Origin of the sequence: Citricoccus muralis, assembly GCF_003386075.1 — a bacterium.
Taxonomy (GTDB): domain Bacteria; phylum Actinomycetota; class Actinomycetes; order Actinomycetales; family Micrococcaceae; genus Citricoccus; species Citricoccus muralis.
Window position 1 is genome coordinate 3,339,367 of sequence record NZ_QREH01000001.1, and the last position, 14,115, is coordinate 3,353,481.

3 protein-coding genes and 2 rRNA genes are annotated in these 14,115 nt (G+C 63.8%); all 5 read left to right on the forward strand.

Annotated features, from left to right (window positions below; genetic code table 11):
- Positions 1–215 precede the first annotated feature (215 nt).
- The 5 genes from C8E99_RS14875 to C8E99_RS14895 all read left to right on the forward strand — a co-directional run bounded on the left by C8E99_RS14875 (position 216) and on the right by C8E99_RS14895 (position 13,811).
- Complete coding sequence (locus C8E99_RS14875) at positions 216–2,330, forward strand: alpha-1,4-glucan--maltose-1-phosphate maltosyltransferase (protein WP_115933528.1); 2,115 nt, start codon at positions 216–218, stop codon at positions 2,328–2,330.
- The gene (gene treS / locus C8E99_RS14880) at positions 2,330–4,138 is read left to right on the forward strand and encodes a maltose alpha-D-glucosyltransferase (protein WP_115932957.1); all 1,809 of its coding nucleotides are present in this window, start codon (positions 2,330–2,332) and stop codon (positions 4,136–4,138) included. The genes C8E99_RS14875 and treS overlap by 1 nt, the downstream gene beginning before the upstream one ends.
- Complete coding sequence (gene glgB / locus C8E99_RS14885; protein ID WP_115932958.1) at positions 4,135–7,914, forward strand: 1,4-alpha-glucan branching protein GlgB; 3,780 nt, start codon at positions 4,135–4,137, stop codon at positions 7,912–7,914. The genes treS and glgB overlap by 4 nt, the downstream gene beginning before the upstream one ends.
- A gap of 666 nt (positions 7,915–8,580) precedes the next feature.
- Positions 8,581–10,107 (forward strand): 16S ribosomal RNA (locus C8E99_RS14890).
- A 616-nt stretch (positions 10,108–10,723) separates the two neighbouring features.
- Positions 10,724–13,811, forward strand: a 23S ribosomal RNA gene (locus C8E99_RS14895).
- Together the 16S and 23S rRNA genes form the textbook arrangement of a ribosomal RNA operon.
- The last annotated feature ends 304 nt before the right edge of the window (positions 13,812–14,115 follow it).

The following is a 14,115-nucleotide window of genomic DNA, read 5'->3' on the forward strand; positions in this document are numbered from 1 at the left end:
CACGGGGCCCGCCTCGCCGCGGGACTGCCGGGTGAACCACGGACGACGCGTGGTTGGCCGCCGGTTGAATCCTCGGCGCTCAGGACCCTCCCAGCAGGGGATCGCCCGTCACAGGTCCACCATTTCGTCCCGATCAGTGGCCACGGGGGGATCGCCCCGGTAACGTCGGGGCCGTGGGAGCTGCCAAGAATTCCAGTAATTCTGTCCGAATGCCGATGGTCCGCACCGAGGTCAAGGTGGGCCGCATTCCGGTCACCGGTGTCCAGCCGGTGGTCCACTGCGGCGCCGTCCCGGCCAAGGCGCTGATCGGTGAGGACATCCCGGTCCGCGCCACCGTGTTCCGCGAGGGGCATGACCGGCTCGGGGCCACCGCCGTCCTCTATGGCCCGGACGGTACCGAAATCCAGCGGACGCGCATGACCGAGGGCACTCCCGGGCTGGACGAGTTCCTGGCCACGCTGCGGCCGGCCGCCGTCGGGCCCCACACCTTCACCATCGAGGGTTGGTCCGATCCCTACGCGACCTGGCACCACGCCGCGACCGTCAAGATCGAGGTCGGGGCCGACGTCGAGCTGATGCTGGCCGAGGGCGGCGCGCTGTTCCGAAAGGCCGCCGCGGATCCCGGCCGTTCCGAGGCGGACCGGGCGGTCCTGGCCCGCGCCGTGCGAGGGCTCGAGGACACCACGCGGGGCACGCAGGAGCGCCTGCTGGCAGCCGAGGACCCGGACCTGGTCGACGTGCTCGCCGCCCGCCCGATCCGCGAGTTCGTCTCCCCGTCACCCGCCTACCCGCTGGACGTGCAGCGTGCGCTGGCCGGCCGCGGTGCCTGGTACGAGTTCTTCCCCCGCTCCGAGGGGGCCGTCTACCACCCGGAATCGGGGACCTGGGCCTCCGGAACCTTCACGACGGCGGCCGGCCGGCTCCCAGCGGTCGCGGAGATGGGCTTCGACGTCATCTACCTCCCGCCGATCCATCCGATCGGCCGTGCCCACCGCAAGGGCCCGAACAACGCGCTGGAGGCAGGACCCCACGACCCGGGTTCACCGTGGGCCATCGGATCGCCGGAGGGTGGCCATGACGCGTTCCACCCAGATCTCGGCACGGCCGAGGACTTCGCCGGGTTCGTCGACCGGGCCGCCGGGCTCGGGCTGGAGGTCGCCCTCGACCTGGCCCTGCAGTGCTCTCCGGACCACCCCTGGGTCGCCGAGCACCCCGAGTGGTTCACCACCCGGGTGGACGGGACCATCGCCTACGCGGAGAATCCACCGAAGAAGTACCAGGACATCTATCCGCTGAACTTCGACAACGACCCCCGCGGTCTGCGGCGGGCCGTCCTGAGGGTCGTGGAGCTGTGGATCGCCCGCGGCGTGAAGATCTTCCGGGTGGACAACCCGCACACCAAGCCCCTGTGGTTCTGGGAGTGGCTCATCGCCAAGGTGCACCGCAGCCATCCGGAGGTCGTGTTCCTGGCGGAGGCCTTCACTCGGCCGGCCATGATGCACGCCCTGGGCCGGGCCGGGTTCCAGCAGTCCTACTCCTACTTCACGTGGCGGAACACGCGGGACGAGATCGCCGAGTACCTGCACGAGGTCACGGCCGAGACTCCGGCGTTCTACCGTCCGAACTTCTTCGTCAACACCCCGGACATCCTCACGGAGTTCCTGCAGTTCGGCGGGCCCGCGGCCTTCAAGATCCGTGCCGTGCTGGCGGCCCTGTCCAACCCGATGTGGGGCATGTACGCCGGTTTCGAGCTGTTCGAGCACGTGGCCCGCCCGGGCGCCGAGGAGTACATCGACAACGAGAAGTACGAGTACCGGCCCCGCGACTTCGCCGGTGCCGAGGCCCGGGGTGCCTCGCTCGCTCCCTACATCACCCGGCTGAACCAGATCCGCCGGGCCCACCCGGCGTTCCAGGACCTGCAGAACCTCGTCCTGCACCCGGCGGACAATGAGGGGATCCTGGCCTTCTCCAAGTCTCGCCGCCACCTGCCGGACGGCCAGTACCGGGCCCCGGCCGGCGTCGTGGTCCCGGCAGAGACCCCAGTGTTCCCCGGTGTGCCGGATGCCGCAGCGCTGACGGAGTCCCTGCCCGGCCGGGCGGACACGGTCATCGTGGTGCTGAACTGCGATCCGCACGCGGCGCGCGAGGCCACCGTCTCGCTCGACCTGGCGGCCCTGGACCTGGACCCGGCGGACCTGGATTCCGAGGGCCGGTTCGAGGTCGAGGACCTGATCACCGGCGCCCGCTGGCGGTGGGGCGCGGACAACTACGTGCGGCTGGACCCGGCCGTGGAGCCGGTCCACGTGCTGAAGGTGGTGCGCCGCAGCTGATGGCCCATTCCTTCCAGATGCACACCCACGGGATCTCCCACGACCCGGACTGGTTCCGGACCGCCGTGTTCTACGAGGTGCTCGTGCGGGCCTTCCATGATGACAACGGGGACGGATCTGGGGACTTCGAGGGCCTGATCAACAAGCTGGACTACCTGCAGTGGCTGGGCATCGACTGCCTGTGGGTACCCCCGTTCTACCGCTCACCGCTGCGGGACGGCGGCTATGACATCGCGGACTACTACGAGGTGCTGGACGAGTTCGGCACCGCCTCGGACTTCAAGAGGCTCGTGGCCGAGGCCCATGCGCGCGGGCTCAGGGTCATCATCGACCTGCCGTTGAACCACACCTCGGATCAGCACCCCTGGTTCCAGGAGTCCCGGTCTGACCCGGACGGCCCGTACGGCGACTTCTACGTGTGGAGTGACACGGACGAGAAATACCAGGACGCCCGCATCATCTTCGTGGACACGGAGGAGTCGAACTGGGCGTTCGATCCGGTCCGCCGCCAGTTCTTCTGGCACCGCTTCTTCTCCCACCAGCCGGACCTGAACTTCGAGAATCCCGCCGTGATCGAGGCGCTGTTCGACGTGGTCCGCTATTGGATGGATATGGGCGTGGACGGTTTCCGTGCGGACGCCATCCCCTATCTCTTCGAGGAGGAGGGCACCGACTGCGAGAACGACCCGCGCACCCATGGCTTCCTGCAGCAATTGCGGGCCATGGTGGACGCGGAGTACCCGGGCCGGGTGATCATCGCCGAGGCCAACCAGCCGCCGGCGGACGTGGTGGACTACTTCGGTTCGGAGGAGGAGCCGGAATGCCACATGTGCTTCCACTTCCCGATCATGCCGAAGATCTTCTATGCCCTGCGCGACCACAAGGCCACGGCGATCCTCGAGGCGTTGGCCGAGACCCCGCAGATCCCTGCCGGCACCCAGTGGGGCACGTTCCTGCGTAACCATGACGAGCTCACCCTCGAGATGGTCACCCCGGAGGAACGCCAGGCGATGCTCGGCTGGTACGCCCCGGACTCGCGCATGCGTGCCAACGTGGGCATCCGCCGCCGGCTCGCCTCCCTGCTGGACAACAGCCGGTCCGAACTCGAACTGATCCACGCGCTGCTGCTGGCCATGCCAGGTTCGCCGTTCCTGTACTACGGGGACGAGCTCGGCATGGGGGACAACATCTGGCTGCCGGACCGGGATGCCTCCCGCACCCCCATGCAGTGGAACCCGGACCGGAATGCCGGATTCTCCGAGGCTGATCCCGGCAAGCTGTACCTGCCGGTCATCCAGTCGCTCGTCTACCACTACAACCACGTCAACGTGGAGGCGCAGCTGGCCTCCAACGGCTCCCTGCTGCACTGGGTCCGAGAGACTCTCGCCGTCCGCAAGCGGCACCCCGTGTTCGGGCTGGGTGACTTCACGGTGGTGGAGGCGGAGGCCGAACAGGTCCTCGCCTTCGTGCGGGACATGCCCGCCTCCGAGAAGGAGGACCTGTACCCCGAGACGGTGCTCTGCATCTTCAACCTCGCCCCGGAACCAGTGGCCACCTGGTTGAGCGTGCCGGGCTATGAGGGCCGGGGCCTGCGCGATGTCTTCGGCGGCCGCCCGTTCCTCGACATCGGCGAGGACGGCCGGCTGCCCGTCACCCTGCCCGGTCACGGCTTCTACTGGCTGCGGCTGCGGACCGGCCCGGAGCCCATGCCGGGGGCCGATGCGGCGGCCCTGGCCGGCCGGCCGAACCCCTACACCACGGCGATGCCGGTCATCACCCCGGACCTCTCAGCGGGGCGGAACCGATGAGCGAGTCTCCTCCGGACCTCCACGATCTCCACGACCTCCTCATCCGGTGGCTTCCGGGCCAACGGTGGTTTCCGCTCCGGGGAGACGTCGCGTTGCGCCAGGCCGGCGAGCTCCGGTTGGCCTCGGCTGCAGACAGCACCGGTGACATCCAGCTCCTGTCGCTGATCCTCACGGCCGCTCCCGCAGGAAGCGAAGGAAGCGATGCAAACGAGGACGCCGTCGCCGTGTCCGTCCCCCTGACGATGCGCCGGGAGGAGATCCCGGGCGCCTCAGCCGCGCTGATCGGCCGCGGTGACACGCCGTCCGGTCCCCGGTGGGTCTACGACGGCACGCAGGACCCGGCCTTCGTCGCTGCGTGGTTGGAGCTGATGCGCAGTGAGGCGCGTACTGAGAGCAGCGGGGCTGGCGGAGTCGCAGGCCACGCCTATGCCGGCTTCCGCGACTGGCCCGCCTTCGACCCCGGGACCCTGGACCTGCGCGTGCTCCAGGGCGAACAGTCCAACACGTCCGTGGTGGTGGGCGCTGATCCAGGTCGGCTCATCCTCAAGTTCTTCCGGGTGCTGGCCCCGGGCACCCATCCCGACGTCGAGATCGGCCTGGCGCTGTCCGCCGGCGGTTCCAGCGAGGTCCCCGTGACCTTTGGCTCGGCCACGGCAACGTGGACTGGCCCCGGGACGGCGGCGGGTGCGCAGACACGTGGGGAGACGGGTGAGCTCTGCGTGCTGCGCGAGTTCATCGAGGACTCCCGGGACGCCTGGCGGGAGGCCACCGATGCGGCCGCCGCCGGTCGCGACTTCACCACCGAGGCCGCCGGGATCGGCGCTGCCACGGGACGATTGCACCTGGCCCTCGCCGAGGCCTTCGGCACTCGCCCCGTTTTCGACGGAAGCGAGGGAACACCGGCCGTCTTCACGGCGCTCGCGGACCGCCTCGGGTGGGGGTGGCGCGAGGCGGCCACGGCCGTGGGAGAGGAGCACGGGGACAAGCTGCGCGCGGTGATCGACTCACTGCGGTCCCCGGAGGCGAGAGCCGGGATACCGCCGCTGCAGCGGATCCACGCCGACTACCACCTCGGACAGGTCCTGGCCTCGCCGGCTACCGCCGCCACCGCGGGACCGGCGGGCTGGCGCTGGACGGTCCTCGACTTCGAGGGCGAACCCCTCCGGGAGGCGACGGAGCGATCGGGCTGGGACCTGCCGCTGCGCGATGTCGTCGGGATGCTGCGGTCCTTCGACTACGCCGGTGCCCTGTCCGGGGCCGCGGCCTGGACGGAACCGGCCCAGCAGGCCTTTCTCGAGGGTTACGAGTCCGCCGTCGGGAAGACGGTGGACACCGGATCCACCGTCTTCACCGCCCTGATGCTGGACAAGGCGCTCTACGAGACCGCCTACGAGCTGCGCCACCGCCCGGACTGGGTCGAGGTCCCAGCAGCGGCCGTCCGCGGACTCCTGCGCCGGGCCGCCGTGGCGGCTACCGTGGGCCCAGAACGCCAGAGCACCATCCAGGAGGATGCCGTGGAACCGGATCATGCCGCGCAGGACACCGCTAGAAGCCCCGCAGCGAAGGACCTCACAGCGCCGCTGGAGGTGCACGCGGAGGTGCTGGCCGCCGTCGCGAACGGCCGCTACCACCAGCCGCACGAGGTGCTCGGGGCCCACCTGGGGGACACCGGCACCGTGACGTTCCGGGTGCTACGGCCCCTGGCCGAGGACTTGGCCGTCCTGCTCGACGACGGCACGCGTGTACCGCTGCGCCATGAACACGAGGGCGTGTGGGTCGGGACGGCTCCCGCCACGGACCCGGGACATGTCCCGGGCTACCGGATCCTCGTGACCTACCCCGGGGTGGCCGAGGCGGAGCAGGACGATCCGTACCGGTACCTGCCCACCGTGGGGGAGTTGGACCAGCACCTGTTCCGTGAGGGCCGGCACGAGACGTTGTGGACGGTCCTCGGCGCGCGGGTCCGCCACTACTCCTCGCCCCAGGGCGACATCACGGGCACCTCCTTCGCTGTCTGGGCCCCCAATGCCGCGGCCGTGCGGGTCAAGGGTGACTTCAACGGTTGGGACGGTCGCCAGCACGCCCTGCGTTCGCTGGGCGACTCGGGCCTCTGGGAGATCTTCGTCCCGGGGATCGGCGTCGGAACCGTCTACAAGTACGCGATCCTCGGCCGCGACGGCCACTGGCGGGACAAAGCCGACCCCATGGCCCGCTGGACCGAGGTGCCGCCGGCCTCCGGCTCCCGGGTGGAGGACTCCCGGTATGCCTTCGGGGACGAGGCGTGGATGGAGAAGCGGGCGGCGACCAATCCGCACGACGCGGCCATGAGTGTCTATGAGGTGCACGCCGGGTCCTGGCGGCCGGGTTTGAGCTACCGCGAGCTGGCGGACCAGCTGGTCGAGTACGTCTCCTGGCAGGGATTCACCCATGTGGAGTTCATGCCGGTGGCGGAGCACCCCTTCGGGGGGTCCTGGGGCTACCAGGTCACGGGGTACTACGCACCCACGTCCCGGTTCGGCTCCCCGGATGACTTCAAATACCTGGTGGACCGGTTGCACCAGGCCGGCATCGGTGTGCTCCTGGACTGGGTGCCCGCGCACTTCCCCAAGGACGACTGGGCCCTGGCGACGTTCGATGGCCAGCCCCTGTACGAGTACGCCGACCCACGCAAAGGCGAACACCCGGACTGGGGCACCCTCGTGTTCGACTACGGCCGTACCGAGGTGCGGAACTTCCTGGTGGCCAACGCCCTGTACTGGCTGGAGGAGTTCCACATCGACGGGCTGCGCGTGGACGCCGTCGCCTCGATGCTGTACCTGGACTACTCCCGCGAGGACGGGGAGTGGGTGCCGAACGTGCACGGTGGCAACCACAACCTCGAGGCCATCAGCTTCCTGCAGGAGACCACGGCCACGGCCTACCGGCGCAACCCCGGGATCGTGATGATCGCCGAGGAGTCCACGGCGTTCTCCGGAGTGACCGCGCCGACGAGTCATGACGGGCTCGGCTTCGGCCTGAAGTGGAACATGGGCTGGATGCACGATTCCCTCGCCTACCTGTCCGAGGACCCGGTCAACCGCAAGTGGCATCACCACGAGATGACGTTCTCGACGGTCTATGCATGGAGCGAGAACTACGTGCTGCCGCTCTCGCATGACGAGGTAGTTCACGGCAAGGGATCGCTGTTGCGCAAGATGCCGGGAGACCGGTGGCAGCAGTTGGCCTCCCTGCGGGCGTACTACGGCTACATGTGGGCGCACCCGGGCAAGCAGCTGCTGTTCATGGGTTCCGAGTTCGGCCAGGAATCGGAATGGCGGGAATCCCATGGGCTGGACTGGTGGCTCACGGACACCCCCAGCCACAAGGGGCTCATGAAGACCGTGCGTGACCTGAACCTCCTGTACCGCGACGCCCCCGAGCTGTGGAGCCAGGACAACGATCCGGCCGGATTCCAGTGGATCGACCAGAACGACGGCGACCGGAACCTCTTCTCGTTCATCCGCTGGTCCACTCCGGAGGCCGGTGCGGGAGAGCCACGTCCCCTGGTCTGCGTGACGAACCTGTCCGGCAACCCCCATCACGAGGTCCGCCTGGGACTGCCGTTCTCGGGGCAGTGGCGCGAGGTCCTGAACACCGATGCGGAGAGCTACGGCGGGTCCGGTCTCGGCAATGACGGACGGATCGAGGCGTCGGATGAAGCGTGGCAGGGGCAGCCGGCGTCCGCGGTGATCACCGCCCCGCCACTCGCGACGGTGTACCTTCGACCGATCCGCTGACGCCCCTGATGTCGTCTCGCCGGGGCGGTGGCCAGCCGATTATGCAAAGCTCCAGAACCTGTGTATTGTCTTCTCTTGTGCCAAGGCGCGGAAGACAAGTTCTTCCAGACCGAAGCGGTGAAGATCTACGGGAAACCCGGGGTTGGAGCCACAGCATGGCACCGGGGAAACCGCAAGGCGGAACCGCTGGTGATGATCCAGGCAGCTCGGAAGGACTTCGGTCCAGAGGAAATGCCCGGCGCGGTGGATTTGACACCGAGTCGAGTGAGGATCTAAGCTAGAAAAGTTGCTCCGGAGCAACGAGCCAGTCGCTTCAGCGGCGGTCCTGAGAACCGGAAGCAACACAGAGGGACTTCGGTTCCACTCCAGAAAATCGCCGGAAACGCCGATTTGACGGGGAGGAAGCAAGGAACTAAGCTTGAAAAGCCGCAGATGAGAAAAGCAAAGATTTCGCCGGTCTTACCGGATTCTTTGTGAGTAGTCATGATGTGCCTGTTGTTTGAGAACTCAATAGTGTGCCAAGTTTGTTGATGCCAATTTTTTGAATTGGTTGATTGGTTGCTGGGACACACCCCGTGTGTTTGCAGTGACTTTTTGCCATGGATTCTTGGGTGGCATGTGGGTCTGGTTTTCCGCCGGGTCTGTGTGTTGTCCGCTTTTTGTTTTTTTACGGAGAGTTTGATCCTGGCTCAGGATGAACGCTGGCGGCGTGCTTAACACATGCAAGTCGAACGCTGAAGCTCCAGCTTGCTGGGGTGGATGAGTGGCGAACGGGTGAGTAACACGTGAGTAACCTTCCCTTGACTCTGGGATAAGCCCGGGAAACTGGGTCTAATACCGGATACGACCTCCTATCGCATGGTGGGGGGTGGAAAGATTTATCGGTTTTGGATGGACTCGCGGCCTATCAGCTTGTTGGTGAGGTAATGGCTCACCAAGGCGACGACGGGTAGCCGGCCTGAGAGGGTGACCGGCCACACTGGGACTGAGACACGGCCCAGACTCCTACGGGAGGCAGCAGTGGGGAATATTGCACAATGGGCGCAAGCCTGATGCAGCGACGCCGCGTGAGGGATGACGGCCTTCGGGTTGTAAACCTCTTTCAGTAGGGAAGAAGCTTTCGGGTGACGGTACCTGCAGAAGAAGCGCCGGCTAACTACGTGCCAGCAGCCGCGGTAATACGTAGGGCGCGAGCGTTATCCGGAATTATTGGGCGTAAAGAGCTCGTAGGCGGTTTGTCGCGTCTGCCGTGAAAGTCCGGGGCTTAACCCCGGATCTGCGGTGGGTACGGGCAGACTAGAGTGCAGTAGGGGAGACCGGAATTCCTGGTGTAGCGGTGAAATGCGCAGATATCAGGAGGAACACCGATGGCGAAGGCAGGTCTCTGGGCTGTTACTGACGCTGAGGAGCGAAAGCATGGGGAGCGAACAGGATTAGATACCCTGGTAGTCCATGCCGTAAACGTTGGGCACTAGGTGTGGGGGACATTCCACGTTTTCCGCGCCGCAGCTAACGCATTAAGTGCCCCGCCTGGGGAGTACGGCCGCAAGGCTAAAACTCAAAGGAATTGACGGGGGCCCGCACAAGCGGCGGAGCATGCGGATTAATTCGATGCAACGCGAAGAACCTTACCAAGGCTTGACATGTTCCCGACCGGGCCAGAGATGGTCTTTCCCCTTTGGGGCGGGTTCACAGGTGGTGCATGGTTGTCGTCAGCTCGTGTCGTGAGATGTTGGGTTAAGTCCCGCAACGAGCGCAACCCTCGTTCCATGTTGCCAGCGGGTTATGCCGGGGACTCATGGGAGACTGCCGGGGTCAACTCGGAGGAAGGTGGGGACGACGTCAAATCATCATGCCCCTTATGTCTTGGGCTTCACGCATGCTACAATGGCCGGTACAATGGGTTGCGATACTGTGAGGTGGAGCTAATCCCAAAAAGCCGGTCTCAGTTCGGATTGGGGTCTGCAACTCGACCCCATGAAGTCGGAGTCGCTAGTAATCGCAGATCAGCAACGCTGCGGTGAATACGTTCCCGGGCCTTGTACACACCGCCCGTCAAGTCACGAAAGTCGGTAACACCCGAAGCCGGTGGCCCAACCCTTGTGGGGGGAGCCGTCGAAGGTGGGACTGGCGATTGGGACTAAGTCGTAACAAGGTAGCCGTACCGGAAGGTGCGGCTGGATCACCTCCTTTCTAAGGAGCCCCTTAGCTATCAGGCCTGCAGATCTTTGTGTTTGTGGGTGTGTGGTTCAGGTGTAGTGCTCGTAGCGGCCCCGTTCGTGGGTCGGCGAGTTGCTCATGGGTGGAACATCAACGAATAGTGCCCTGGCCGTACCGGCTGGTGGTCGTAGTACTGCGTCTGGAATGGGCGTCTTGGGTGTTGCCCGGGATGTCGCGCCGTCGTGTGGAAGGACTGCTGGTTTGGATGGGTTGGGGTGTTGGCACACTGTTGGGTCCTGGGACAACAGGACCGGCTGCTCGTGCAGCGCATGATCGCTTGGTCTTCCTTTGGTGGGGGGTCGGTGGTGGTGTGGTGTGGGGTGGTTGTTCCGGGCCTGTGGTCTGGTTCCGGCCATGCTGAAGCATTGACTCCTTTTGTGGGTTGGTGTGGGAGATGTGGTGCGGGTTGTTGTTTGGGAACTGCATAGTGGACGCGAGCATCTTATTTTTATTGCTGCCGCATATCGCCCCCTGGTGGTGTGTGGTGGCGCCGAGAATGTAGTCATCTTTTGATACACCCGTTGTTGACCTCCTGCTTTTGGTGGGTGGTTGGTGGTGGGTGTTGCTCATTGAGGGCTTGGCCTTGTGTGGCTAAGTTTTTCAGGGCGCATGGTGGATGCCTTGGCAACAGGAGCCGATGAAGGACGTGGGAATCTGCGATAAGCCTGGAGGAGTCGATAACCGGACGTTGATTCCAGGATTTCCGAATGGGGGAACCCCGCACACCTACGAGTGTGTGACCGCCGGTTGAACACATAGGCCGGTTGGAGGGAACGCAGGGAAGTGAAACATCTCAGTACCTGCAGGAAGAGAAAACAAAAGTGATTCCGTGAGTAGTGGCGAGCGAAAGCGGATGGGGCTAAACCGTTCACGTGTGATACCCGGCAGGGGTTGCGTGGTCGGGGTTGTGGGCCCTTTCGTCCCAGGTCTGCCGGCTTGGGGTGGTGAGGAGCGGGCGTATATGCGAACAGCTTTGGATGGCTGACCGTAGAGGGTGAGAGTCCCGTAGTGCGAATGCGTACCGCCGCTTAGAGAGTGTGCCCGAGTAGCACGGGGCCCGAGAAATCCCGTGTGAATCTGCCAGGACCACCTGGTAAGCCTGAATACTACCTGTTGACCGATAGCGGATCAGTACCGTGAGGGAATGGTGAAAAGCACCCCGGGAGGGGAGTGAAATAGTACCTGAAACCATGTGCCTACAATCCGTCGGAGCCTTGAGGGGTGACGGCGTGCCTTTTGAAGAATGAGCCTGCGAGTTAGTGCTGTGTCGCAAGGTTAACCCGTGTGGGGAAGCCGTAGCGAAAGCGAGTCTGAATAGGGCGTTTGAGTGGCACGGTCTAGACCCGAAGCGGAGTGATCTACCCATGGCCAGGTTGAAGCGCGTGTAAGAGCGCGTGGAGGACCGAACCCACTTCAGTTGAAAATGGAGGGGATGAGCTGTGGGTAGGGGTGAAAGGCCAATCAAACTCCGTGATAGCTGGTTCTCCCCGAAATGCATTTAGGTGCAGCGTCACGTGTTTCTTCCCGGAGGTAGAGCTACTGGATGGCAGATGGGCCCTACAAGGTTACTGACGTCAGCCAAACTCCGAATGCCGGGAAGTGAGAGCGTGGCAGTGAGACCGTGGGGGATAAGCTTCATGGTCGAGAGGGAAACAGCCCAGACCACCGGTTAAGGCCCCTAAGCGTGTGCTAAGTGGGAAAGGATGTGGAGTTGCTGTGACAACCAGGAGGTTGGCTTAGAAGCAGCCACCCTTGAAAGAGTGCGTAATAGCTCACTGGTCAAGTGATTCCGCGCCGACAATGTAGCGGGGCTCAAGCACACCGCCGAAACCGTGGCATTCAACATAAGTTGGGTGGGTAGGGGAGCGTCGTGTACGAGGTGAAGCCGGGGCGTAAGCGTCGGTGGATTGTGCACGAGTGAGAATGCAGGCATGAGTAGCGAAAGACGGGTGAGAAACCCGTCCGCCGGATGACCAAGGGTTCCAGGGTCAAGCTAATCTGCCCTGGGTAAGTCGGGACCTAAGGCGAGGCCGACAGGCGTAGTCGATGGACAACGGGTTGATATTCCCGTACCGGCGAAGAACCGCCCATGCTGAGTCGGTGATACTAACCGCCCGAACCTGCCTGGATCCCCTTCGGGGGACGTGGTAGGGGAGCGCGGGACCTGAACCGATAAGGCAAGCGTATTAACAGGTGTGACGCAGGAAGGTAGCCGGGCCAGGCAATGGAATTGACCTGGTCCAAGGGTGTAGGGTGTCTGGTTGGCAAATCCGCCAGGCGTGTGCCTGAGACCCGATAGGCCCCCACTAGGTGGGGGATCCGGTGATCCTATGCTGCCAAGAAAAGCATCGACGCGAGGTTCTAGCCGCCCGTACCCCAAACCGACACAGGTGGTCAGGTAGAGAATACTAAGGCGATCGAGAGAATCATGGTTAAGGAACTCGGCAAAATGCCCCCGTAACTTCGGGAGAAGGGGGGCCCTGAGCCTGAAGCACACTTGCTGTGTGGAGGGTGTATGGGCCGCAGAGACCAGGGGGAAGCGACTGTTTATCAAAAACACAGGTCCGTGCGAAGTCGCAAGACGATGTATACGGACTGACTCCTGCCCGGTGCTGGAAGGTTAAGAGGACCGGTTAGCTCTCACGAGCGAAGCTGAGAATTTAAGCCCCAGTAAACGGCGGTGGTAACTATAACCATCCTAAGGTAGCGAAATTCCTTGTCGGGTAAGTTCCGACCTGCACGAATGGAGTAACGACTTCCCCGCTGTCTCAACTGTGAACTCGGCGAAATTGCACTACGAGTAAAGATGCTCGTTACGCGCAGAAGGACGGAAAGACCCCGAGACCTTTACTATAGTTTGGTATTGGTGTTCGGTGTGGCTTGTGTAGGATAGGTGGGAGACGTTGAAGCATGGACGCTAGTTCGTGTGGAGTCATCGTTGAAATACCACTCTGGTCACTCTGGACATCTAACTTCGGCCCGTGATCCGGGTCAGGGACAGTGCCTGATGGGTAGTTTAACTGGGGCGGTTGCCTCCCAAAATGTAACGGAGGCGCCCAAAGGTCCCCTCAGCCTGGTTGGCAATCAGGTGTCGAGTGCAAGTGCACAAGGGGGCTTGACTGTGAGAGCGACAGCTCGAGCAGGGACGAAAGTCGGGACTAGTGATCCGGCGGCCCGTTGTGGAACGGCCGTCGCTCAACGGATAAAAGGTACCTCGGGGATAACAGGCTGATCTTGCCCAAGAGTCCATATCGACGGCATGGTTTGGCACCTCGATGTCGGCTCGTCGCATCCTGGGGCTGGAGTAGGTCCCAAGGGTTGGGCTGTTCGCCCATTAAAGCGGTACGCGAGCTGGGTTCAGAACGTCGTGAGACAGTTCGGTCCCTATCCTCTGCGCGCGCAGGAAATTTGAGAAGGTCTGTCCTTAGTACGAGAGGACCGGGACGGACGAACCTCTGGTATGTCAGTTGTACCGCCAGGTGCACCGCTGATTAGCTACGTTCGGGAAGGATAACCGCTGAAAGCATCTAAGCGGGAAGCCAGCTTCGAGATGAGATTTCCACGACCTTCGGGTCGGGAGGCCCCCAGCAGATCACTGGGTTGATAGGCCGGACGTGGAAGCAAGGACTAACGACTTGTGAAGCCGACCGGTACTAATAGGCCGATAACTTATACACACAAGCATCTCTCATACACGCTTCAAAGGGTATGAGAGGGCCAGATGCGTAGCGTCCACTATGCGGTTGCGGAACAACAACCAACCGAACCACCACCCCGGCACGGGACCATCATCGATGGGACAGTGCGGACGGGGCGGAAAAACTGAACAGTGCAACAAGGTAAGTTGTAACCCCCCTCGAACCACACCACCCCGCCCCGGGCTCAACACCAGGGGACGGCGGTGTGGGGCAGGGAAACCAGAGACTACCCCCGACCGAACACCCACCCCCTGTGACGGGGTGTGAGTGTCGACAGAGGTGG

Excerpts from the sequence above, each read along its gene's own strand:
- glgB (WP_115932958.1), top strand. The coding sequence starts at position 4,135 with ATGAGCGAGTCTCCTCCGGACCTCCACGATCTCCACGACCTCCTCATC.
- treS (WP_115932957.1), top strand. The coding sequence starts at position 2,330 with ATGGCCCATTCCTTCCAGATGCACACCCACGGGATCTCCCACGACCCG.
- C8E99_RS14875 (WP_115933528.1), top strand. The coding sequence starts at position 216 with ATGGTCCGCACCGAGGTCAAGGTGGGCCGCATTCCGGTCACCGGTGTC.